Origin of the sequence: Streptomyces sp. HUAS TT7 (assembly GCF_051550175.1) — a bacterium.
In the GTDB taxonomy this organism is placed as follows: Bacteria; Actinomycetota; Actinomycetes; order Streptomycetales; family Streptomycetaceae; genus Streptomyces.
On record NZ_CP196175.1, the window covers coordinates 4,117,570 to 4,140,601 of the forward strand.

The window sequence follows — 23,032 nt, forward strand, 5'->3', positions numbered from 1 at the left end:
CGTGGGGGCTCAGCCGGACTCGTCGTTCCGGCTCTCCTCCATCATCAGGACGACGCCTCCGTTGTGGCCGTCGAACGGGGAGCAGAACACGTCGCAGGTAATGGGCCTGCCGATGCGGCTCAAGGACTGCACACCGATCGGACCGGAGCGCTTGTGGGACGTCAGGCACTCTGCCACGACGGGCTGCAGCACCTCGGTCGGCAGCCCGAAGTCCAGTGAGAAGAAAGGCTCGTTCAGGACCTCGTCCGCGCGCAGCCCCCACAGGTCCACGGCGCCCCGGTTCCAGCTCTTGACCTTCAGGTCGCTGTCCAGGACCACCACCCCGGCCGCGATGCTGGTCAGGACGGCTTCCAGGAAGGCCCTGACCTCGTCGAGCTCCTCCGTGCGGATGCGCATCTCGTCGTTCATGGTCTCCAGTTCCTCGTTGCCCGACTGGAGTTCCTCGTTGGTGGTCTCCAACTCTTCGTTGGTGGACTGGAGTTCCTCGTCGGTCGTCTCCAGCTCCTCGATGCTGGACTGGAGTTCCTCGTTGGTGGTCTCCAGCTCCTCGTTGGTGGACTGGAGTTCCTCGTATGCCGTTTCCAGGTCTTCGCGGACCCGCTTGACCTCGGACTTCAGCTGGGTGGCCACGGTCACGTCGGTGAAGGAGATCACGGTGGCGGTGTGCAGGCCGTTCGGTCCGGCGAGCGGCTGGATGAGGATGTCGTAGTACTGGATGTCCTCGCCCACTCGGCGCTCGACCCTGTTGACCCGAAGAGACCGGCGCTCGTGCATGGACTGGTCGATCAGGGAGCGGAGTTCGACCGGCCGGTAGGAGATTTCGAGATCCTGGAACGGGCGGCCGATGTCGGTGGAGCTCAAGGCGAACTGGGTCCTTGCCTGACTGTTGACGACTACGACGATTCCGTCGTCGTCAATGGCGATCGCAGAGGTCGGGCCCGCGTCGAGGACCAGGTCGCGGAGCTGGCGCGTACGCGCCACCGAGTGCAGCTCGATCCCCGTATTGGCTCTGATCTTCAACGGCGCCGGGTGGTAGGGCAGTCCGGCTTCGCCCGCGCAGCGCCTGAAGATCCGCTGCCGCATGTTGACGACTTCGAACCGGTCGGCATCGTTCAGCAGCATCTCGGCCTTGCCGAGGAAGAGGAAGCCGTTGGGGCGCAGCGCGAAGTGGAAGCGGTCGATGATCTGGGTCTGAGCCTCGACGTTGAAGTACATCAGCGTGTTCCGGCAGACCAGCAGATCGAGCCGCGAGATCGGGGCGTCCCGGGTGATGTCGTGGCGCCCGAAGATCACTCGGCGCCGCAGGTCCGGGCGGAAGCTGAACTGCGCGCCATTCTGCTCGAAGTACTTCTCGCGCAGCTCCGCGGCGAGCGGCTCCAGGGCCTTCACCGGGTACAGGCCCGAGCGGGCTTCGCGCAGGGCTTCCTCGTCGATGTCCGTGGCGTAGATCTTGACCCGGCGCAGGCACTCCTCGACGCCTAGTGCTTCCGCGAACATCATGGCCAGGGAGTACGCCTCCTCGCCGCTGGAGCAGCCCGCGCTCCACACTCTGATCTCCTGGTCGGGTGCGAGGCTCGCGAGCAGTTCGGGGACGACCTCGCGCTGGAGGAGGGTCCAGGCGTCCGGATCACGGAAGACGGACGTGACGTTGATCAGGATCGTGTTGAAGAGGGCGTCGAATTCGTCCGCGCTGGTTTCGAGCAGGTCCCGGTAGTCCGGATAGGCGCGGAGGCCCACGTCGGTCATCCGCTTGTGGATCCGCCGCCCCAGGGTCGAGCGCTTGTACCCGGTGAAGTCGAAGCCACGGGCATCCCTGATGAAGGCGAGCAGCTCCTCCAGGGCGTCTTCATCGGTTCCGGTGTCCTGCGGCTCGCTCATCACTGGCCTTTGTTCTCGACAAGTCCGCGAATGACCATGGGAATCTCTGCAAGGGGGAGCACGAAGTCGACCGTTCCCGTGTCCACCGCGGCCTGTGGCATCCCCTTGAACTCGGCCGTGAGCGGGTCCTGGGCGATGACGGTGCCGCCGCGCGACTTGACGGCGTCCACTCCCATCGCACCGTCGCTACCGGTTCCCGTGAGCACGCATGCGATGGCCCGCGCGCCGTAGGCACCGGCGACCGATTCGAAGAGCAGGTCGGCAGAGGGGCGTACGAAGTGGACGAGCTCCGTGCTGGTCAGCGTCACGACGCCGTCGTGGCCGACGAGCAGATGCCGGTCGGGCGGTGCGATGTAGACCGTTCCGGCCTGCACTCGCTCCCCCTCCTCGGCGAGCTTGACCAGAAGGTCGGTGCGGCGGGACAGAACGTCGGCGAGCACGGTGCGGTGCCGCGGATCGAGATGCTGCACCAGCAGCACGGGCACCGGGAGCGCCGGGCCCAGGCCCCCCAGAAGCACACTCAACGCCTGGATGCCGCCGGCGGACGATGCGACAGCGACGATGGCGTATTGGTCTGCGGAGGATCGGTCTGCCGTCACGTGGCGAGCCTAGCGGACCCCATACCCGGCGACGCGGTTGCGAAAGGCCCGACGGACGGGTGGGAGAGACGTGTCCGGATTGCCGCGAGAGCCCGCACGCGTGTCGGCCACTCAGGTGAGCAGATCCGGCACATGGCTCCGCACGGCGTCGTCGCAGGCTCCTCCAGGGCACCCGACGTCCGTCCGCGTCGAACTCCGCTCCCTCGGGAGCATGTCAAGCGGTTTCGGCGAAGGGCACTCCAACGGAGGGCTTGTGTTCCAGGAGAACCGTTCTTTTCGTAAAAGCGGCCTGTCATCGGCCTAGGGTCGTCGTGTCGTCACCCTTGATCCCGGTGGCTGTGGGCCCCATTGTCGTCCGCCCCGAGGCTGAGGTGGGCAGTCCCGCGAACCACGGTGATGCCGCCATGCCCCGCCCTGCCAAGCCGTCCGTCTGCCACGTCCTCGCCTATCGGACGCGAGGACACACGGTGATCGAACTTCGCGGCGAGATCGACATCGCCGCCGTCCTTCACGTCACTCCGCTCCTGGATGACATAACGGTCGGCCCGGCTCTCACGGTCGTGATCGACCTCAGCCCCGTCGTATTCATGGACTGCTCCGGTTTGGGGCTGCTGTGTCGTGCCCGTCGGCGGGTCGAAGGGAGGGGCGGAAGTCTGGTACTCGTCTGCCCCCACCTCATGATCCGCAGGATCCTTCGAATCGCGAAGCTCACAGAGCTCTTCGACCTGTCGCACACCCTGGAAGAAGCCCTCATCAGCGCTCCGCAAGCGAGCTGACGAGCCCTGCTCGCGGCGGCGCGGCCAGCGTCTCGGCTGTTCCTTCCCGCCTTTGGGCGCGAGACCGGACGGGTCAGGTACCGCCCGCCGGTTGCGTGTCCTCGTGCGTCGCGGTATCCGTAGGAGAGTCGCATGGTCGAACAACCCCCCAAGCGATACTCGCCCGAAGGCACCCCATTGGGGCGCAGCGCGGACAACATCTGGTTCGGCAACAGCTACTCCACTGAAACCCCGCGCGCCCGCAAGCTGTGGTGGCGGATCAGGGACGTACTGCACTGGCCGGTGAAGAACAGCAAGTAGCGCCACTGGCCAAAGGGAACACCGAGCACGAGTGGGCCCTTCCCGCAGGAACACTCTGCGAGAGGGGCCCACTGCGCTCCACCGCCCAACAGGTCCTGCCCAGGCCGGAGTCGTGCGGAGTGCCGCGGCGGGCGGGGTGCCGACGGCACCCCGCGGGTGTTCTGCGGCCTGGTGAGAGCGGGCAGTGGCTGTGCCAGTAACTCGCGATGGCGTTTCGCGATGGCGTTTCGCGATGGCGTTTCGCGATGACTTCGGATGGCGTTCGGGGCCTTTTCGTTGATCGATGTCAGCGCGTTTCGAGGTCGCCTGGCCTGCGATGCCGGCAGCTTCCTGGGCATGCGTCGAAGCCGGGGGTTCTGGCCATCCTCGGGGAGGGGCTCCGGACGGGTGTCGGGGGCTGGACAGGTGCGGCATGCTGGAAGGACGCACCCCGGGTTGGTGCGGAGGGAGGCGCGGTGAGGGGCCGTGGACTTCTCCTGGGCGCTGAGGCTGCCCCGTGAACAGATCAGTGTGCTGCTGGCCGGGCGGCTGGCGGGTGCCGCGATGCTGGCCCTGGGTGTCGGGGGGTCGTCGGCGAGCACGATGCGGCACAACGTGCAGGCCGCCGGCGGCTATCTGGTCGCTCACAGCAGTGCCCCGTTCTTCCGGGTGCTGCTGAGCGTCCGGGGCATAGCGTGTCAGGTGACGCTCACCGACAAGGACTTCGCCCCGCATCTCGTCCAACAGCCCGGCGACAGCGACGGCGAGGACCATACGGTGGAACGCAAACAGATCGCCCATCAGCTGTCCCTGGCCGCCGACCGGGTGGAGATCCATCACAACCAGCATGGCGGGATCCTGCTGCGCTTTCAGATTCCACTGTTCCAGGGGCAGCCCGCGCCCGGCCCCGAGTTCTAGGCTGAGCCCGGAAGGAGACGAAGCAGCGGATGGCCGGCGCCTTCCCGGTGGCGATGGCCGCCCCGGCCCGTGGCCTCACCGCACCCCCAGAAGGTTCCTGTGGGGCAGGCGTCACATCAGCCGGTCGCCAGACCGGGACCGCGCCGGTCCCCGACGCCCGCACAGGCGGAGACCCCCATGCCTGACCAGGCTCACAGCCCCATTCAAGAGGACAGCTCCCTCTATCCGGCAGACCTGCTGGCCCAGCGCCTGAACATGATCTCCGACTTCGTCGACCAGGCGTGTACGGACTTCGAGCGCCACCCCGCGCAGTCACGACGGATGCTGCTGGTGTTCACCGCGGTCCTCGGCGGCCTCACCCAGGACCTGCACGCCATCCTGACCCCCCAACTCGGCGAACGCGCGCGGCAGGCGGTCGACGCGGCGGCCGACGCCGACGGCAGTCCGCTGAGCGAGCACGACCGGGGCAGCTCGGCCCGGCTGCTGGCGGGGATCTGGGGCACCGGCGCCACCGAAGGTGTCACCGCCGAGAACTGGCGGACCCTGGCCCCGGGCCTGGCCGCCGCCTGCATCCAAGTCGCCCGCCTCACCGGCCAGTACGAGCAATGGAACGGAGACGGCACCAGCCCCTGACCCGGTGAGAAGAGAGTTGCCCGTACAGCCCCCAGCGGGAGAAGCCCACTCAGCGTCCCACCGCAAGACCCCAACTGCCGTCAAAACAAAGCGACATCGCTAAAGCCGGTCACTGACCGCCTTCCACAGACACTTACCAACGCCATCCGGAGTCACGCACACAGCCAGGGCAGGGTTGCGGTGGCCGGATGGCTGTCATCGTGGCTTTCGGTGGCTACCAGCACCGGGAGCCGGGCCGCCAGAGGTGGGTGTCGTGGGCGCCGTTGCGGGCTGCACCGTTCCGGCGTGGGGCGAGGCCGTCATGGTTGAGCGGCGGGCGGCTTCGGCGCTGCGGTTCCGGGTGGGATTGTGGCTGGCGTGCTGAATGCGGGTGATCAGGACACGGGCGGGCTGGCGGGCGCTGTCCAGTTCACGCTGGGAGGCGGCCTCCTTCAGCAGCCGATGCTTCAGCAGCCGATGCGGCTTGTGTCCGCGGGCCTCTGCGTCGGCGAGGACGGTGGCGAGTGCGGGCCAGGCGGGACTTCAGCTTGGGCAGGGCGAGGTCGGGGGCGATCTTCCCGCCGGGGTGGAAGATCTGCTCGCCGTCCTCGTTCACATCGCCGGGCCGGCCGACCGCGTACCCGAGACGGAGCATCCGCTCAGGCCCTGAGCGACCCCTGAAACACCGGAACGCCCCAGCCGATGATTCCCGGCTGGAGCGTTCCTCGGCAGGTCAGAGGGGCTAACCCCTCCCCCACCACAGGTAGGCCATGTCGGACTCGAACCGACAACCAACGGATTAAAAGTCCGCTGCTCTGCCAATTGAGCTAATGGCCCTTGGCGAGTCACCCCCGAGCATAGCCGGACGGCGCCCGGCAGCCGATCGGGTATCGGCTGTCGGGCCCGTCGCGGGTCGAACAACCTGCCCCCCGAGCCCCTCCCGCCCCGGACATAACAGGTCGTATCGCCCAACGCGGGGCGAACCGTAGGGTGTCACGGCACCCGGCGCGGGCCGAGCCGCGAGGCGTCACGGGGCGGGCCGGCACTCGGCACCCTCATTCTCGAAGCTCCCCCGCCTCCCCCGCCTCCGTCGGCCGCAGGAACCACCGGCGGGCCGACGCCAGCCACCACGCCGTCGCGAAGCCCAGGACCGCCAGGACCGCTATCGGGGCGTAGTTGAAGGTTTCCCAGGTCACCGGGGAGACCTGCGGCAGCATGAACAGGACTGTGATGACCGCCACCCAGGCCACCGCCGCGATGCCGATCGGGCGGGACCAGCGGCTCAGGTGCCAGGGGCCCCTCGCGAAGGCGTCGCCGCGGAACAGGCGCAGCAGGGTCGGGATCACGTACGCGATGTACAGGCCGATCACGGCGATGGAGGTCACGGCCGCGTACGCCGTTACGTTGATCAGGTACGGGAGGCCCAACAGCAACGCCGCTCCCGCCGCCAGCCACACCGCCGCCACCGGCGTGCGCGTGCGCGGGCTTACGGTGTGCCACAGGCGCGAGAAGGGCAGCGCGCCATCGCGCGAAAAGGCGTAGATCATGCGGGAGTTGGCGGTCACCGAGGCCATTCCGCAGAAGAGCTGAGCCCCGATCACCACCAACAGCAACAGCTTGCCGCCGGTCGCTCCCAGCGAGTCCAGGAGGATCTGGGCCGGGGGCGCGCCCGTGTCCGAGTTCAGCTGGGTGTCGTACGAGCCGATCGCGTACGTGAAGCCGAGCAGCAGGACGAAGCCCGCTATCCAGGACGTCCAGATCGAGCGGACGATGCCGCGCGGGCCCGCCGTCGAAGCGTCGTGGGTCTCCTCCGTCATGTGCGCGGAGGCGTCGTACCCGGTGAACGTGTACTGCGCCATCAGCAGGCCGATCAGGACCACGTACACGCTGTTCGTGAAGCCCGTCTCGTTCACGAAGCGGGTGAAGACGAAGGATGTGGACTGGTGCTTGCCGGGGACGAGTGCCAGTGCCGCCACGATCGCCGCCACGCCAAGGACGTGCCACCACACGCTCACGCTGTTCAGGACGGCGACGATGCGCACCCCGAACGTGTTCAGGAGGCCGTGCAGCAGGAGGATCGCCGCGAAGAGCAGGATCGTGCGGGCCGGGGTCACCTCGAAGCCGAACTGGAGGTTCAGGTACGCCCCGAGGAACGACGCCGCGCCGAAGTCGACGCCGGCCGTCACCGCGATCTGGCCCAGCACGTTGAACCAGCCCGTGAACCACGCCCACGCGGCGGCCTGGCGGGGCGGGGCCAGGCGGTGGGCCCAGAAGTAGAGGCCCGCCGAGGTGGGGTAGGCCGAGCAGATCTCGGCCATCGCGAGGCCGACGACCAGCGTCATCAGGCCCACCGCGACCCAGCTCCAGGTGATGAGGGCCGGGCCGCCGGTCTTCATGCCGTACGCGTACATCGTCAGGCAGCCGGAGAGCACCGAGATGATCGTGAACGAGACGGCGTAGTTGGAGAAGGCCGACATGCGGCGGGCGAGGACCTGCTTGTAGCCCAGCTGCGCCAGGCGCTCCTCGTCCGACCCCGGTGTTCCCCCGGGCGTCCCCTCGCTGGTGGTGCCGACGTCACTTGTCATGCCCCCGGTGATGCCCGCACCGGGGGCCCGACATGCCATCAGCCGGTCGTGGAATGACCGGATCTGGCCGCCCGCGCCATCAACCTGTCGGCTAATACAGCGACTTGTACATGTTCCAGCCGCCGCCGAGCAGCTTCCGCTCACCGAACGCGCCGTTGCCCGCGCCCGGGTACAGCCAGAGCGTGCCGTTCTTCTCGCGGGCCAGCAGATCGGGCCTGCCGTCGCCGTCGAGGTCGCCCGCGCCCACCAGGGCGTCGAAGCCGCCCCAGCCGGCGCCGAGCCGGATCCGGTCGGCGAAGCCGCCCTTGCCGTTGCCGGGGTACGTCCACAGGACGCCGGCCGCGTCCCGGGCAAGGAGGTCGCCCTTGCCGTCGCCGGTCAGGTCGCCCGCGCCGACGACCAGGAGCCCGCCCCAGCCCCAGCCCGCCTTGACCGGCTCCTTGAAGCCAAGGGCGCCGTTGTCGGAGTAGACGTACAGGTCACCGCCGGACGTGCGGGCCACCAGGTCCGCGCGACCGTCGCCGTCCACGTCACCGGGCGAGACCAGGGTGTCGTACGCGTTCCAGCCGCGCCCCAGGCTCCGGTACGCCGTCGACGGCGTCAGCGGGGCCCCGCAGGCGGGGGTGTACGCGCGCAGCTCTCCGCTCGCCATCCGCACCAGGACGTCGTTGCACCGGTCGCCGTTCACGTCCCGGTACGGGATCGCGGCGGTCAGCGCGTTCGCCCCGGTCCAGCCCTCGCCCTGGGCCTGCGCCTCGCCGGCGACGCCGGGTCCGGTCCGCAGGTCGAAGCGGCCGGACGGGGTGAGCGCGAGGAGGTCGGCGCGCCCGTCGGGGCCGCCCGCCCCGACGAAGTCCCGCGCGACGGGGGCACCGCCGGTCAGGCCGACCGTCCCGGTCCGGGTGAGCGCCGCGCCCTGTCCGTCGGCCGGGGTCACGGTCAGCGTCCAGGTGTAGGCACCATTGGCGGCGTACTGCCCGCCGTCCGCCTTCCCGTCCCAAGCGGGCTTCACGAGCCCGCGCGCCTCACCGCCGCTGAGGGTGCGGACGGTCGCGCCCGCGCTGTTCTTGAGGGTGAGCCGCCAGGAGGCGGCGGGCTTGCTGAGCCACCAACGGGGCGTCCAGGGACCGGAGTTGACGTTCACTCGGCCGGGCGCGTCCATGTCGAGGACGCTCAGCGCGGAGGTGGGGATGCCGGTCGGGACGACGTGGATGGCGTCCTCGGCGTCGGTGTACGCGACGGGCCCGCCGAACCGGTCCACGGCCCAGCCCTTGCCCGGCTCGCCCCGCTTGGGCGTGCCCAGCGCGCGCGTGCCGGAGGCGCCCCGCACATCGGTGACGCTCAGCACGCCGCCCTGCTGCCACGCCACGTACCCGTCCCCGAGCCGGGCGCTCTGGTGCGCGGGCAGCGCGACGTTCCGCTTGGCGGCGGTGTCGTACACCCCGGATGCCGAACTCCCGCACTCCCAGAGAAGGTTGGTGCCGTTGGCCTGGAGGGAAGTGATGTCACAGTCGCTCACCTTGACGGTGGCGAGGGTCTTGCCGGTGCGCACGTCGAGGGCCTCGGCGGAGCCGGTGGCGGTCTCCAGCCAGAGGGTGGAGCCGTTCAGGGCGTACGCGTCGTCGTAGCGGTGGCCGCTGTAGACCATCTCGCCCTTGTCGAGGTCGAACACCCAGATGGTCGAGAAGTTGCTCGTCGCCACGTACCGCCCCGACGCGTCGAGCGGGCCGGGCGACCCGAACCGGTTCCGGTCGACCACGGTCCTGCCGGGCAGGGAACCACCGTCGTCGACGACCCGCAGGCCGTCGTCCGCCCGGTACACGAGCCGCCCGTCGCCCGTGGGCTGGAGCGGGGGGCAGCTGTCGTCGGCGCAGCCCTTCGCGAAGACCTTCGGGTCCACGCCGCGCTCGACGCGCACGCCGGCCTTCGGTGCGCCGGAGACCGTGAGGTCGGTGCCGCGCAGCCGGACGGGGCGTTCGTCGTCGCCCAGCACGTGGTCGAGGGTGCTCAGCCGGCCCTGCGCGAGGTACGTCCCGAAGGCGGTGGTCCGCACCAGTGGCGCGGGCGCGACCTCGGTCACCGCGAACGTGCCGTCGGCGCCCGGCGCCCCGACCGCGACGACGGCTTGCTTGCCGTCCTGGACCCGGGCGATCAGCATCGTCCCGTCCGCCCTGAACTGGGGCATCGCCGTGGACCTGGCGAAGATCTCCCGCTCCGGACCGCCGCCGAACGGCACGGCTACGAGGCGGTAGTTGAGCGAGGAGTACGTGGTGCCGCCGTCCGCCGCAATCCGACGGGCCAGCACGACGTTGTCACCGACCGTGCCGAGCACCCGGGCCCCGTCGGTGCGCGGGACTTTGAAGTCGAAGGCCGGCTTGAGGCCGGGGTCGCCCGCCTGGGCCAACTTGTTGATGTCCGCCTTGTTCCAGACCGTCATCCGGCCGTCGTCGTGCCACTGGGCGATGCGCGACCCGCTCAGCACCGTGCCGTACGGGACGTCGTCGAGGTGGGTACTGCCTCCGTAGCCGCTCGCGGGCGCCCACTCCACCCAGCCGAAGTCGCCGTACTTGGCGGTGAAGAGCATGCCGTCCTGGTCGGAGTCGAGCGGCAGGACATCGTCCGACTGAGCGCCGCCGGCGTACTCGTCCCGGACCGTCCCGTCGCGCCAGGACAGCCGGTGGACGGAATGGCCGGAGACGCCGCGCTGCTCGGTCATGACGGTCTCGCCGACAACCGCCAGGAAGCCCTGGTCCGGCGGGATCGTCATGGTCCGCGTCGAGCCGTTCTTCATGTTCCGCTGGACCACGGTGCGCCCGTCGTCACCGGTGAACGCGATCCAGTCGGAGCCGGTCCCGTACGCCACCGTCATGCCGTCCGGCATCGCGAGGGGCTTGGTGAAGCCGTCGGCGTACGTCGTCCAGTTGAAGCCGTCCTGCTTCCAGCCGGACAGATAGCCGGTCTCGCCCGCGCCGTTCAGGACCGCCGCGTTGTGGTCCGGCCGCTGCTCGGCGGGGATCGTCACCTCGGGCGGGGTGTCGGCGGCGAAGGCCGCCCCGGCGGTCAGCGGCGTGACAGCCGTGGTGAGGCCGATCGTGGCGGCCGCCGCGACAGCGGCGCGGAACAAGGTCTGACGTCTCACGTCGGTACTCCCCAAAACCCTTCGCGGCAGGGGATAACGCTGCGTGCGTCCGGCACGCTCGGTGCACGGAGAAAAGCCCCCGGCTTCCCAAACCCCCCAGAACCCCTCGACCCTAACAGCAGCCTCACAGGAACCGGCAGCCGGTTTCGAACCCGTTCAACCACCCCTGATCCGCCGGAGGCAGGCCGTACGCAAACAGGGCCCGTACGACACCGGAAGGGTGTCGTACGGGCCCTGATGAGCCGTCAGGCAGCGGGATCAGCCGTTGCGCTTCCAGCGGGGCTTGTCGTCGCGGCGGCCGCCGAAGGAACCGGAGTTGGAACCGGAACCGCGGTGGTCGTCACGGCGGCCGTACGGGCGCTCGTGGCCGCCGGAGCGGAAGCCGCCGCCGGCGGGACGGTCGTCACGACGGTCGCGGTTGAACGGACGGTCGCTGCCGCCGCGGTTGAAACCGCCACGGTCGCCACCGCGGTCATCACGGTTGAAGCCACCGGAGGGACGGTCATCGCGACGGAAACCACCGGACGGACGGTCGTCACGACGGAAGCCGCCACGGTCGCCACCGCGGTCATCACGGTTGAAGCCACCGGAGGGACGGTCATCGCGACGGAAACCACCGGACGGACGGTCATCGCGACGGAAGCCGCCACGGTCGCCACCGCGGTCATCACGGTTGAAGCCACCGGAGGGACGGTCGTCACGACGGAAACCACCGGACGGACGGTCATCGCGACGGAAGCCGCCCGAGGGACGGTCGTCACGACGGAAGCCGCCCGAGGGACGGTCATCGCGACGGAAACCACCGGACGGACGGTCGTCACGACGGAAGCCGCCACGGTCGCCACCGCGGTCATCACGGTTGAAGCCGCGGTTGTCACGGCGCTCGAAGTTGCCCCGGTCGTCACGGCGCTGGAAGCCACCGCGGTCCTCGCGGGACTCCTGCTGGACCGGCACGGCAGCGGCGGCAGCAGCAGCCGCGACCTCGGCCTCGGCCTCGGCGAGCACCTCGGCGACCGCGGCCTCCGGGTCCTCGCCGCGCTCGCGGGCGGCACGGGCGACCAGGCGGTCGGCCTCCTCGCGGAGCTCACCGGCCCGGCGCGTCAGGCGCTCCAGCTGCTTGGTGAGGTCGGCGACCTCACGCTCGGCCTGCTTGGCCGAGTTGTTCGCGGAGTCGGCCTGGACCTCGGTCAGCGAACGGGCGCCGGTGATCTCGGCGACCTCCGGGTCGAACGCGCCGGCGCTCTGGATGATGTGGCGCGAGGCGTCGACGCCCGCGTCCTCCATCAGCCGGAAGATCTGGCGGCGCTGGTGCGGCAGCGACAGGGACACCACGACACCGGACTTGCCGGCGCGGGCGGTACGGCCCGAGCGGTGCAGGTAGTCCTTGTGGTCACCGGCCGGGTCCACGTTGAGGACCAGGTCGATGCCGTCGACGTGGATGCCGCGCGCGGCGACGTCGGTGGCGACGAGCGCGTTGACGTAGCCCTTCTTGAAGTCCTCAAGAACGCGGGTGCGGGCGCCCTGGGTCATGCCGCCGTGCAGCGCGTCGGCCTTCACGCCCGACTCGCAGAGCTGCTCGGCGATGCGGTCCGCGCCCAGCTGGGTACGGACGAAGATGATCGTGCGGCCCTTGCGGGCGGCGATGGCGGCGGTGACCGGCGCCTTGTCCTTGGGCTTCACGACCAGGACGTGGTGGGTCATCGTCGAGACGTTGCCCTGCGCGCTGTCGACCTCGTGCGTGACGGGGTTCGTCAGGTAGCGCTTGACCAGGGTGCTGATCTCGTTCTCCATGGTGGCGGAGAAGAGCATGCGCTGGCCGCCGCCGGGGATCTGGTCGAGCAGCTCGGTGACCTCGGGCAGGAAGCCCAGGTCGGACATCTGGTCGGCCTCGTCGAGGACGGCGACCTGGACGTTGGCGAGCGAGCAGGCGCCGCGGTTGATGAGGTCGCGCAGACGGCCCGGGGTGGCGACGAGGACGTCGACGCCTCGCTCCAGGGCGTAGATCTGGTTGCTCATCGACGTACCGCCGCAGACGACCTTCATCTTCAGGCCGAGCACGTCGCCGTACGGCTGGAGGGCGTCCGCGACCTGCATCGCGAGCTCACGCGTCGGCGTGAGGATGATCGCGCGGGGCTTCTTCTTCTCGGTGTGCCCGCCGGCCAGCGCGGCCAGGGTGGGCAGACCGAAGGAGAGGGTCTTGCCGGAGCCGGTGCGGCCACGGCCGAGGATGTCCTTGCCGGCCAGGGCGTCCGGGATGGTCGCGGCCTGGATCGGGAAGGGGGTGGTCACCCCGTTCTGGGCGAGCTTGCGCACGACGCCCTCGGGCAGACCGAGGTCCGCGAAGGTGACGGTGGGCTCGGTGTTCTCGTCCGCCTCGGACTCGACGATCTCGACGACCTCGATGACGTCGGTGGCCGCTACGGCCTCGACGACGTCGTCCTTGCGGGTCTCGATGGAGTCGTTGTTCTCGTTCTCGGGCAGGACGGAGTGATCAGTGCTGGAAATGGACATGCGAAATGCGAAACCTTCCGGAGTCTCGGCACGCGCCCGTCAACTCCGTGAATTCGCAATTCGACCGCCTCAATGCGGTCAGCCACGGCTAGGGAGAGTACGCGCCACACGGCGCTCTTCTGTGTCGGCGCCGGGCAATGGGATCAAACGATCTACTACCATACGCACCCTCACCCCCCTAAGGCAAACCGAGTCAGCCACGGCTAGGGAGAGTACGCGCCACACGGCGCTCTTCTGTGTCGGCGCCGGGCAATGGGATCAAACGATCTACTACCATACGCACCCTCACCCCCCTAAGGCAAACCGAGTCCCCCTAAACCGGTCCCACCTGCGGTGATGCCGTCGGCTCCTGCTGGGCCGGAGTCCGATTGCGGCCCATCGCGCTGTTGTGCGCGCCAGCCTCCGGAGTCGTCGACGGCGAGGCCGGCGGGGTCGGAGCCACCGGGCTCGGCGACGGCGAGGCGGGCGGGGTCGGAGGCACCGGGTGGCTCGGCGACGGGGCCGGCCGCGAGGGGCCGCCCTGCGGAGGCTTGGCCGGGCCCGGCCCGCCGCCCGGCTTCGGGGCGCCCGGCGGGGGCGGGGGCGTGGCCGCCGCCCCCGGCGCCCCGGGCGACCCGCTCGCGCTGGGCGACCCGGAAGGACCGCCCGGCGCCTTCGGGTCGTGCTTGCCGGTACGCCCCCTGCCCGCGCCCGGTCCGCCCTTGCCCTCCTCGGCCCTGGCCGCGTCCCCGTGCCGCCCTGCGGACACCGACGGCTTCGGCCCGCCCTGGTGGTCGCTCACGCTCATACAGCCGGCCGACGCCGTGAGCACAAGGACCGTCACAGCCAGCTCGGCCAGACGGACAGGGGTGGTCAACTGGCGCACAGGGGCACCTCCGGAACACGGGAGCGATGGGGACGTAGGTTCCAACTCCCGGCCCCCCGCCGGGGACACGCCCGGGCCGCACCCGGCTTGCGCCCGACATCCGTCCGAGCGCGACGAGGGGGCCGGGCGGGTGCACCGCGACCCATCGACCGCCCTCAGGGGCTCACCCGTAGCCGGACGCAAACGGGTCTTCGCGTCTCACCCGTACCCGAGGGCGTGCAGCCGTTCGTCGTCGATGCCGAAGTGATGGGCGATCTCATGAACCACCGTCACTTCCGTCTCGGCGACGACCTCCTCGCGCGTCGCGCACATCCGCAGCGTGGGGCCCCGGTAGATGGTGATCCGGTCCGGGAGCACCCCGGCGTACCACTCGCCGTCGCGCACATCCGCAGCGTGGGGCCCCGGTAGATGGTGATCCGGTCCGGGAGCACCCCGGCGTACCACTCGCCGCGGTCGGTGAGCGGGGTTCCCTCGTAGAGGCCGAGCAGCTCGGGGTCGTCGGCGGCCGGCTCGTCCTCGACGAACACCGCGACGTTGTCCATCAGCCGCGTCAGCTCCGGCGGGATCCGGTCCAGCGCCTCGCCGACCAGTTCCTCGAACTCCTCGCGCGTCATCTCCAGCACCCGGCCATTGTCGGTCACGCATCGGCATACCGACCTGCCCGCAGGGGCATATGGCCCCAATGCGAGCCATGTCCGCGACCCGCCAGGCCCTGGCACGGGCGGCGGGCCTGTGCTGCGTCGTGCTGATCGGCGCCTGGCTCGGGCTCCTGGTCGTCGGCAACGTACGCACCCCCGTGGGTCCCATGGACACCACCATGACCCTGCGGCCCTCCTTCACCGGCGGCACCAAGATCAACGTGTCGCCGCTCGGCGCCCTCGAACTGCGCTCCCACCTCGCGCCGCTCCGCCTGGACGTGGATGTCGACCGGCTCGACCCCGAACGCTCCCAGGCCCTGGTCAGCCACCCCGAGCGGATCTCGGGCCTCCAGCAGGAGATCGCCCGGGACGTCGGCCACGGCACCCGGGACGTGGCACTGCGCTCCTGCGTCGCGGTCGTCTCCGGCGCGATGGCGCTCGGCCTCGCCGTCTACCGCCGCCCCCGCCGCGCCCTGGCCGCCGGCGGCCTCTCCCTCGCCCTGCTCGCCGCCTGCGGCCTCTCCGCGTACGCCACCTGGAACCCGGAGTCGGTGATGGAGCCGAAATACTCGGGGCTGCTCACCTCGGCCCCGCAGGTCGTCGGCAACGCGCGCTCGATCGTGACCGAATTCGGCGTCTACCAGCAGGAGCTGGCGAAGCTCGTCACCAACGTCACCAAGCTGTACGACGCCGCCTCCACCCTCCCCGCCTACCAGCCGGACCCGGCCACCCTGCGCGTCCTGCACGTCTCCGACATCCACCTCAACCCGGCCGCGTGGCACATCATCGCCTCGCTCGTCACCCAGTACCGGATCGACGTGATCATCGACTCCGGCGACACCATGGACCACGGCAGCACCGCCGAGAACCGCTTCCTGGACGCGATCCCCGACCTCGGCGCCCCATACGTCTGGGTGCGCGGCAACCACGACTCGGCGGCGACCCAGCGCTACGTCGCCGGGCTCAAGAACGCGCACGTCCTGGACGACGGGCAGACCGTCACGATCGCGGGCGTACGCATCGCGGGGATGGGCGACCCCGAGTTCACCCCGGACCGCTCGGCCGCGGACACCGACCCCGACGGCGCCGAACGCACGGCCGGGGGCCGGCTCGCCGCCGCCCTGCGCGCCCGGGCCCGCGCCGGAACCCCGGCCGACATCGCGGTCACCCACGAGCCGGCCGCCGCGCGCGAGACCGACGGCACGGTCCCGCTGGTCCTCGCCGGGCACCTCCACCGCCGGGAGACGGAGGTCATGAAGCTCGGCACCCGCCTGAAGGTGGAGGGCTCCACGGGCGGGGGCGGCCTGCGCGCCCTGCAGAACAAGGAACCCGAGCAGGTCCGCGCCTCGGTCCTCTACCTCGACAGCAACACCCACCACCTCCAGGCCTGGGACGAGGTGACCCTGGGCGGCCTGGGCCTGACCACGGCCGAGGTCGGGCGCCATCTGCCGACGCCCCGGTGACCTCCCGGGAAACCGTTTTGGCGATACCCCCCCGCAACCCGTATGCTTCTCACGTCCCCGACGCGCTGCGAAGCGCCCAGGCGGGCCAATTAGCCCTCATCGTCTAGTGGCCCAGGACGCCGCCCTTTCAAGGCGGTAGCACGGGTTCGAATCCCGTTGGGGGCACGCACAATCCTGTGCGAGACTTGTTCTCGCGCAAGCTTGGTCCTGTGGAGCAGTTTGGAGTGCTCGCCACCCTGTCAAGGTGGAGGCCGCGGGTTCAAATCCCGTCAGGACCGCTGTAGTTCACTTCGGTGGACTACGTGGCTGGGTAGCTCAGTTGGTACGAGCGATCGCCTGAAAAGCGATAGGTCGCCGGTTCGACCCCGGCCCCAGCCACCACCCGAAAGCCCCGTTCACCGAACGGGGCTTTCGTCGTACCCGGGGTGGGCCCGCCCAGTGTCCGGGATGGGCCCGCCCCCCCCCAGCGGGCCCCTCCCCTCAACTCAGGACTCCTCCGGCTCCCGGGTTCGTGCCCGCCAGCCCCGTACGCCCAGGACGATCGCCGCCAGTGCGGCCAGGGCTGTCAGGAGGGCCCAGTCCGGGACCGCGTCCGCGATGCCCTTCGTCCACTCCTCCACCGCGTACGAGTCGTCCACATCCAGCAGTCCGGGCAGCGCCGTCGCCCCGTCGTACGCCAGGAACAGGGCGCCCAGGGCGATGAAGAACAGGCCGGACAACAAGGACGTGGTGTGGAGTTCGAAGCGGCCCACCTTCAGCACCCTGCCGCGCAGCCACCTGCGGCCGCCCAGTTCGAAACGTTCCCAGAGCAGGGCCAGGAGGAAGAGCGGCACCGCCATGCCCAGGGCGTACACCGCGAGGAGCAGGCCGCCGTAGACCGGGCTGCCGCTCACCGCCGCCACCGTCAGGACGCTGCCCAGGATCGGGCCCGCGCAGAACCCGGCGAGGCCGTAGACCGCGCCCAGCGCGTACACGGACAGCGCGGTCGTAGGGCGGATCTTGCCGGACAGCTCCGTCATGCGGCGGCTCGCGAAGCCCATGCCGACGATCTGCGCGACGCCGAGCGCGATGATCAGCCAGCCGCCTGCCAGCACCAGCTGATCCCGGTGGCCGTAGAAGATCCGGCCCGCGTACGAGCCCGCCGCGCCCAGCGGGACGAGGGTGGTGGCCAGGCCCGCGTAGAAGATGCCGGTGCGGGCGAGCAGCTTGGTGCGGCTGGAGATCGAGTACGCGAAGAACGCGGGCAGGAGCAGCGCGCTGCACGGGCTCAGCAGCGCGAGCAGGCCGCCCAAAAACGCGGCGAGGTAACCGATGTTCGGGGTCACTTCTTCGCCTTCGCCGCCGCCTCGATGGCCTGCGCGAACGCGTCCATCGGCTGGGCTCCCGCGATGGGGGTGCCGTTGATGAGGAAGGAGGGGGTGGAGCTGGCGCCGAGGCCGTACGCCTCGTCCTGGTCCTTCTTCACGGCCGCCTTCGCCGCGTCGCTGTCGAGGTCCGTCGCGAAGCGCGCCGCGTCCGGCACGCCGGCCTCCTTGGCGAGCTCCTTCAGGCGGTCCGCGCCGAACCCCTTCTCCTTGGAGCCCTGCGCGTACGCCGCCGCGTGGAACTGCCAGAACTTCCCCTGCTGCCCGGCCGCCCAGGCCCCGCGCGCGGCGGCCTCCGACTCGGCGCCGAAGATCGGGAAGTTGCGCCACTCGATGCGCAGGGTGCCGTTGTCGACGTACTTCTTCACGAGCTGCTGCTCGGTGTCGCGGGCGAACTTGCCGCAGTACGAGCACTTGAAGTCGGCGTACTCGATCATGACGACGGGCGCGTCCGCGCGGCCCTGGGCGAGCGGGTCCTTGGCGTCGCGGCGGGCCAGCTTCTCCAGCTCGGGGTGGGCGCCGGCGGCCGGGTCGGCGGTGGACGCGGAGTCGTTGACGGTGGGCTTCGTGTCCGGGGAGGTCGCCTGGTAGGAGGCGATCCCGAGGACCGCGGCGGCGGCCACCGCGGCGATGCCGATCAGGATCGGCTTCCGGGACTTGGCGGCGGGCTTCGAGGGCGTCCGGCCGGTCTTGGCGGCGGGCTTCGCGGCGCTCTTGCCGGCCTTCGTGGACTTGGCGGGCTTCGTGTTCTTGGGCATGCGGAACTCCGGTGCGTACGGAAAATGCGTACGAGAAGAGAGGAAAGGGGGACGGCGGTCGCGTGAGGCGAGGACCGGCGTCTAGACCCTGAGCACCGAGAGTTCGACGGGGGTGGGCGCGCTGAGCGTGGGGCCGCGGACCGGCGGGTTGCGGTGGGCCGCGTACAGGCCGCACAGCGCGGCGGGGGCGACGCGGTCCTCCAGGACCGGGGCCTGGTCGTGGGCGGTGCGGGCCCGGACGGGAGCTGCCGGATCGGAGTCCTGGTGCCGGCCCCCCTGCTTGCAGCCCGGCGCGGCCGAGCCGTCCGTGAAGGCGGGCGCCGATGCCTTCTTCACCGGTACGCCCGCGGGCGCGGCCGAAGCCGTCGGGGCCAGCCCGCACAGCGCCACCGCGAGCACCCCGAGCACCATGAGCAGCACCGCGGTGAGGCGGCGGCGCGGGGCACGGGAGCGGGGCATGCCCGAAATGGTACGGGGTGGGTCCCGGAGCGCGCCTAAATGCGTTCGCCACTCGTCCTGGGCGGGTGAGATCCTGAATCAGGTATGTCTACTTCCTTCGCCGATCTCCAGACGCTGCTCGACGGGGCCTCGCTGCGCGACGCCCACCGCCTGGGCCGCCGTCTCGAAGGCGCCCGCCGCATCCGTAAGCCCGAGGCCCGGCAGGCCGTGCTCGACGAGATCGCCGCCGAGGCCCAGAAGTCCGCCGACCGCATCGCCCGGCGGTCCGCCCGCATGCCCGAGGTCAGCTACCCCGAGCAGCTCCCGGTCAGCCAGAAGAAGGACGAGATCCTGGAGGCGATACGCGACCACCAGGTCGTGATCGTCGCGGGTGAGACCGGCTCGGGCAAGACCACCCAGATCCCCAAGATCTGCATGGAGCTGGGCCGCGGCCTGCGCGGCATGATCGGGCACACCCAGCCCCGCCGGATCGCGGCCCGCACGGTCGCGGACCGCATCGCGGAGGAGCTCAAGGTCCCGCTGGGCGAGGCGGTCGGCTGGAAGGTCCGGTTCACCGACCAGGTCGACCAAGACGCCACGTTCGTGAAGCTGATGACCGACGGCATCCTGCTCGCCGAGATCCAGACGGACCGCGAGCTGCGCGGCTACGACACGATCATCATCGACGAGGCCCACGAGCGGTCCCTCAACATCGACTTCCTGCTCGGCTATCTGGCCCAGCTGCTGCCGAAGCGCCCCGACCTGAAGGTCGTCATCACCTCGGCGACCATCGACCCGGAGCGCTTCTCCCGGCACTTCGGGGACGCCCCGATCGTCGAGGTCAGCGGCCGTACGTACCCGGTCGAGGTCCGCTACCGCCCGCTCCTCGAAGAGGACTCCGAGGACTCCGACCGGGACCAGATCACCGCGATCTGCGACGCCGTGGACGAGCTCCAGGGCGAAGGCCCCGGCGACATCCTGGTCTTCCTGTCCGGCGAGCGCGAGATCCGCGACACGGCGGACGCGCTGATCAAGAAGAACCTCCGCAGCACCGAAGTGCTCCCCCTCTACGCGCGCCTCTCGCACGCCGAGCAGCACCGCGTCTTCCAGCAGCACAGCGGCCGCCGGATCGTGCTCGCGACCAACGTCGCCGAGACCTCACTGACCGTCCCCGGCATCAAGTACGTCATCGACCCGGGCACCGCCCGCATCTCGCGCTACAGCCACCGCACCAAGGTGCAGCGCCTGCCGATCGAGCCGGTCAGCCAGGCCAGCGCCAACCAGCGCAAGGGCCGCTGCGGGCGTACGAGCGACGGCATCTGCATCCGGCTGTACAGCGAGGACGACTTCGTCACGCGGCCCGAGTTCACCGACGCGGAGATCCTCCGTACGAACCTCGCGTCCGTGATCCTCCAGATGACCGCGGCCGGCCTCGGCGACATCGAGAAGTTCCCGTTCATCGACCCGCCGGACCACCGCAACATCCGCGACGGCGTCCAACTCCTGCAAGAACTGGGCGCGTTGGACCCTTCCGAGAAGGATCCGAAGAAGCGCCTCACCCAGCAGGGCCGCAAGCTGAGCCAGCTTCCCGTGGACCCGCGGCTTGCCCGCATGGTCCTGGAGGCCGACCGCAACGGCTGCGTACGCGAGGTCATGGTCATCGCGGCCGCGCTCTCCATCCAGGACCCGCGCGAGCGCCCGAGCGAGAAGCAGGCGCAGGCCGACCAGCAGCACGCCCGCTTCAAGGACGAGACCAGCGACTTCCTCGCCTTCCTCAACCTGTGGCGGTACGTCCGCGAGCAGCAGAAGGAGCGCGGCTCCAGCTCCTTCCGCCGGATGTGCAAGCAGGAGTACCTGAACTTCCTGCGCATCCGCGAGTGGCAGGACATCTACTCGCAGCTGCGTACGGTCGCGAAGACCATGGGCATCCACCTCAACGAGGAGGACGCGCCCGAGCAGCACATCCACACCTCGCTCCTGGCCGGTCTGCTCTCGCACATCGGCCTCAAGGACACCGACAAGAACGAGTATCTGGGCGCCCGCAGCGCCAAGTTCGCGATCTTCCCTGGCTCGGCGCTGTTCAAGAAGCAGCCCAAGCTCGTGATGTCGGCGGAGCTGGTGGAGACGTCCCGGCTGTGGGCCCGGGTGAACGCGAAGGTCGAGCCCGAGTGGATCGAGCCGCTCGCCCAGCACCTGGTCAAGCGCACCTACAGCGAGCCGCACTGGGAGAAGGACCAGGCCGCGGTCATGGCGTACGAGCGCGTGACGCTGTACGGCGTGCCGATCGTGGCCAACCGCAAGGTCAACTACGGCCGCGTCGACCCCGAGGCCTCGCGGGAGCTGTTCATCCGCAACGCGCTGGTCGAGGGCGACTGGCGCACACACCACAAGTTCTTCTCGGACAACCGCAAACTCCTCACCGAGGTCGAGGAGTTGGAGCACCGCGCCCGTCGCCGCGACATCCTCGTGGACGACGAGACGCTGTACGACTTCTACGACCAGCGGGTGCCCGAACACGTCGTGTCCGGCGCGCACTTCGACTCCTGGTGGAAGCACAAGCGGCGCGACGAGCCCGAACTCCTCGATTTCGAGCGCGAGATGCTCATCAACGAGAAGGCCGGGGCCGTCACCAAGGACGACTATCCGGACTCGTGGCGCCAGGGCCCGCTGAAGTTCCGGGTGACCTACCAGTTCGAGCCGGGCGCGGACGCGGACGGCGTGACCGTGCACGTGCCGCTCCAGGTCCTGAACCAGGTCACCGACGAGGGCTTCGACTGGCAGATCCCGGGCCTGCGCGAAGAGGTCGTCACGGAGCTGATCCGCTCCCTGCCGAAGCCGATCCGCCGCCATTACGTACCGGCGCCGAACTACGCCTCGAAGTTCCTGGAGCGCGTCGTCCCCTTGCAGGAGCCGCTGCCGGTCACCCTCGCCAGGGAGCTCCAGCGGATGGTGGGCGTCCCGGTCACGGCCGACGACTTCGACCTGACGCGCGTGCCGGACCACCTCAAGATCACGTTCCGGATCGTCGACGAGCGGCGCCGCAATCTCGCCGAGGACAAGGACCTGGAGGCGCTCAAGCTGCGGCTGCGCCCGAAGGCCCGTCAGGCTCTCTCCAAGGCCGCCGCGGCGACCGCGGGCCCCTCGGGCGAGTCCATCGAGCGCTCGGGCCTCACGGACTGGACGATCGGCACCCTGACGAAGGTCTTCGAGACCCGCAGGGCCGGCCAGCCGGTGAAGGCGTTCCCGGCGCTCGTGGACGCGGGCGAGACCGTCTCCGTACGGCTCTACGACACCGAGGCCGAGCAGCAGCAGGCGATGTGGCGCGGCACCCGGAAGCTGATCCTGCTGAACATCCCGGTGAACCCGGCCAAGTTCGCCTCGGACAAGCTGACCAACCAGCAGAAGCTCGCCCTGTCGCGCAATCCGCACGGCTCGATCCAGGCGCTGTTCGACGACTGCGCCATGGCCGCCGCGGACAAGCTGATCGCGGACCACGGCGGCCCGGCGTGGGACGAGGAGTCGTTCCGCAAGCTGTACGACAAGGTCCGGGCGGACCTGGTGGACGCGACGGTGCGCACGGTCGGCCAGGTCCAGCAGATCCTGGCCGCCTGGCAGGCCTGTGAGCGCCGCCTGAAGGCCACGAACAGCCTGACCCTGGTCAACAACGTCACGGACGTACGGAACCAGCTGGCGGCCCTCGTGCCGCCCGGCTTCGTCACGAAGACCGGCCTCAAGCGGCTGCCCGACCTGATGCGCTACCTGGTCGCGGTGGACCGCAGGCTCCAGCAGATGCCGACGGCCGTCCAGCGCGACACCACGCGCATGGAGAAGGTCCACGAGATGCAGGACGAGTACGCGTGGCTGCTCGAACAGCTGCCGCAGGGTCGGCCCGTTCCGCAGCAGGTCCTGGACATCCGCTGGATGATCGAGGAGCTCCGGGTGAGCTACTTCGCGCACGCGCTCGGCACGGCGTTCCCGGTCTCCGACAAGCGCATCGTGAAGGCGATCGACGCGGCTGCGCCGTATCGCGGCTATCGCTGTGAGTGAGTTCGACCTGACCCGCTGACCTGCTGTACAGTCTCATTCGCAGCCAAGCACCAACGGGCTGCGAAACAAGGTCCTGTGGAGCAGTTTGGAGTGCTCGCCACCCTGTCAAGGTGGAGGCCGCGGGTTCAAATCCCGTCAGGACCGCAGTAAATCGGAGCCCGC

Annotated in this window: 15 protein-coding genes, 5 tRNA genes and 2 pseudogenes; 10 read left to right on the top strand and 12 right to left on the bottom strand. The window is 70.0% G+C overall.

The annotated features are described in order from the left end of the window. Nucleotides 1–9 precede the first annotated feature (9 nt). Both ACSHXC_RS18535 and ACSHXC_RS18540 read right to left on the bottom strand, forming a co-directional pair. Nucleotides 10–1,878, bottom strand: a complete 1,869-nt coding sequence (locus tag ACSHXC_RS18535) for a CheR family methyltransferase (RefSeq protein ID WP_438292634.1) — start codon at nt 1,876–1,878, stop codon at nt 10–12. Further along, nucleotides 1,878–2,477, bottom strand: coding sequence for a chemotaxis protein CheB (locus ACSHXC_RS18540; protein ID WP_438292635.1), 600 nt, complete (start codon nt 2,475–2,477; stop codon nt 1,878–1,880). The genes ACSHXC_RS18535 and ACSHXC_RS18540 overlap by 1 nt, the downstream gene beginning before the upstream one ends. 404 nt (nt 2,478–2,881) lie before the next feature. Between ACSHXC_RS18540 and ACSHXC_RS18545 the strand changes: the two genes are divergently transcribed. The 4 genes from ACSHXC_RS18545 to ACSHXC_RS18560 all read left to right on the top strand — a co-directional run bounded on the left by ACSHXC_RS18545 (nt 2,882) and on the right by ACSHXC_RS18560 (nt 5,083). Beyond that, nucleotides 2,882–3,253 (top strand): STAS domain-containing protein, encoded by a 372-nt coding sequence (locus tag ACSHXC_RS18545; protein ID WP_438292636.1) that lies wholly within the window; start codon nt 2,882–2,884, stop codon nt 3,251–3,253. 132 nt (nt 3,254–3,385) lie between these two features. Beyond that, a complete protein-coding gene (locus tag ACSHXC_RS18550; RefSeq protein WP_438292637.1) occupies nt 3,386–3,553 on the top strand; it encodes a hypothetical protein in 168 nt (55 codons plus the stop codon). A 465-nt stretch (nt 3,554–4,018) separates the two neighbouring features. Continuing rightward, a complete protein-coding gene (locus ACSHXC_RS18555; protein WP_438292638.1) occupies nt 4,019–4,450 on the top strand; it encodes a hypothetical protein in 432 nt (143 codons plus the stop codon). Between the two features lie 177 nt (nt 4,451–4,627). Then, nucleotides 4,628–5,083, top strand: a complete 456-nt coding sequence (locus tag ACSHXC_RS18560; RefSeq protein WP_438292639.1) for a hypothetical protein — start codon at nt 4,628–4,630, stop codon at nt 5,081–5,083. A 195-nt stretch (nt 5,084–5,278) separates the two neighbouring features. On the opposite strand, the pseudogene ACSHXC_RS18565 reads toward ACSHXC_RS18560, so the two are convergent. From ACSHXC_RS18565 to ACSHXC_RS18595, 7 genes and pseudogenes are all read right to left on the bottom strand, one after another. Beyond that, nucleotides 5,279–5,602 (bottom strand): annotated as a pseudogene (locus tag ACSHXC_RS18565) (mobilization protein); the annotation flags it as partial. A 224-nt stretch (nt 5,603–5,826) separates the two neighbouring features. Further along, nucleotides 5,827–5,899, bottom strand: a tRNA-Lys gene (locus ACSHXC_RS18570). A 218-nt stretch (nt 5,900–6,117) separates the two neighbouring features. Next, nucleotides 6,118–7,647, bottom strand: a complete 1,530-nt coding sequence (locus tag ACSHXC_RS18575) for an amino acid permease (RefSeq protein WP_438292640.1) — start codon at nt 7,645–7,647, stop codon at nt 6,118–6,120. A 91-nt stretch (nt 7,648–7,738) separates the two neighbouring features. Further along, nucleotides 7,739–10,786, bottom strand: a complete 3,048-nt coding sequence (locus tag ACSHXC_RS18580) for an FG-GAP-like repeat-containing protein (protein WP_438292641.1) — start codon at nt 10,784–10,786, stop codon at nt 7,739–7,741. A 258-nt stretch (nt 10,787–11,044) separates the two neighbouring features. Next, complete coding sequence (locus tag ACSHXC_RS18585) at nt 11,045–13,297, bottom strand: DEAD/DEAH box helicase (RefSeq protein ID WP_438292642.1); 2,253 nt, start codon at nt 13,295–13,297, stop codon at nt 11,045–11,047. Between the two features lie 313 nt (nt 13,298–13,610). Continuing rightward, nucleotides 13,611–14,153: a hypothetical protein gene (locus ACSHXC_RS18590; protein ID WP_438292643.1), complete on the bottom strand. Its 543-nt coding sequence runs from the start codon at nt 14,151–14,153 to the stop codon at nt 13,611–13,613. 207 nt (nt 14,154–14,360) lie between these two features. After that, a pseudogene (locus tag ACSHXC_RS18595) lies at nt 14,361–14,785 on the bottom strand (metallopeptidase family protein). A gap of 68 nt (nt 14,786–14,853) precedes the next feature. Between ACSHXC_RS18595 and ACSHXC_RS18600 the strand changes: the two are divergent. From ACSHXC_RS18600 to ACSHXC_RS18615, 4 genes are all read left to right on the top strand, one after another. Beyond that, the gene (locus tag ACSHXC_RS18600; protein ID WP_438292644.1) at nt 14,854–16,263 is read left to right on the top strand and encodes a metallophosphoesterase family protein; all 1,410 of its coding nucleotides are present in this window, start codon (nt 14,854–14,856) and stop codon (nt 16,261–16,263) included. A gap of 92 nt (nt 16,264–16,355) precedes the next feature. Further along, a tRNA-Glu gene (locus ACSHXC_RS18605) sits at nt 16,356–16,428 on the top strand. Nucleotides 16,429–16,466: 38 nt separating this feature from the next. Beyond that, nucleotides 16,467–16,541, top strand: a tRNA-Asp gene (locus ACSHXC_RS18610). A gap of 26 nt (nt 16,542–16,567) precedes the next feature. Continuing rightward, nucleotides 16,568–16,644, top strand: a tRNA-Phe gene (locus ACSHXC_RS18615). Nucleotides 16,645–16,748: 104 nt separating this feature from the next. Here ACSHXC_RS18615 and ACSHXC_RS18620 read toward each other — a convergent pair. The 3 genes from ACSHXC_RS18620 to ACSHXC_RS18630 all read right to left on the bottom strand — a co-directional run bounded on the left by ACSHXC_RS18620 (nt 16,749) and on the right by ACSHXC_RS18630 (nt 18,844). Next, nucleotides 16,749–17,588: a cytochrome c biogenesis CcdA family protein gene (locus tag ACSHXC_RS18620; RefSeq protein WP_438292645.1), complete on the bottom strand. Its 840-nt coding sequence runs from the start codon at nt 17,586–17,588 to the stop codon at nt 16,749–16,751. Then, nucleotides 17,585–18,385 carry a DsbA family protein gene (locus tag ACSHXC_RS18625; protein WP_438292646.1) on the bottom strand — a complete coding sequence of 267 codons (801 nt, stop codon included), beginning with the start codon at nt 18,383–18,385 and terminating at the stop codon, nt 17,585–17,587. Before ACSHXC_RS18625 ends, ACSHXC_RS18620 begins: the two co-directional genes overlap by 4 nt. Before the next feature lie 81 nt (nt 18,386–18,466). Beyond that, nucleotides 18,467–18,844, bottom strand: coding sequence for a hypothetical protein (locus ACSHXC_RS18630; RefSeq protein ID WP_438292647.1), 378 nt, complete (start codon nt 18,842–18,844; stop codon nt 18,467–18,469). An 84-nt stretch (nt 18,845–18,928) separates the two neighbouring features. Here ACSHXC_RS18630 and hrpA point away from each other — a divergent pair, with 84 nt between their 5' ends. Both hrpA and ACSHXC_RS18640 read left to right on the top strand, forming a co-directional pair. Continuing rightward, on the top strand, nt 18,929–22,870 hold the full coding sequence (hrpA, locus tag ACSHXC_RS18635) for an ATP-dependent RNA helicase HrpA (protein ID WP_438292648.1): 3,942 nt from the start codon (nt 18,929–18,931) through the stop codon (nt 22,868–22,870). 69 nt (nt 22,871–22,939) lie between these two features. Continuing rightward, a tRNA-Asp gene (locus tag ACSHXC_RS18640) sits at nt 22,940–23,014 on the top strand. Nucleotides 23,015–23,032 lie beyond the last annotated feature (18 nt).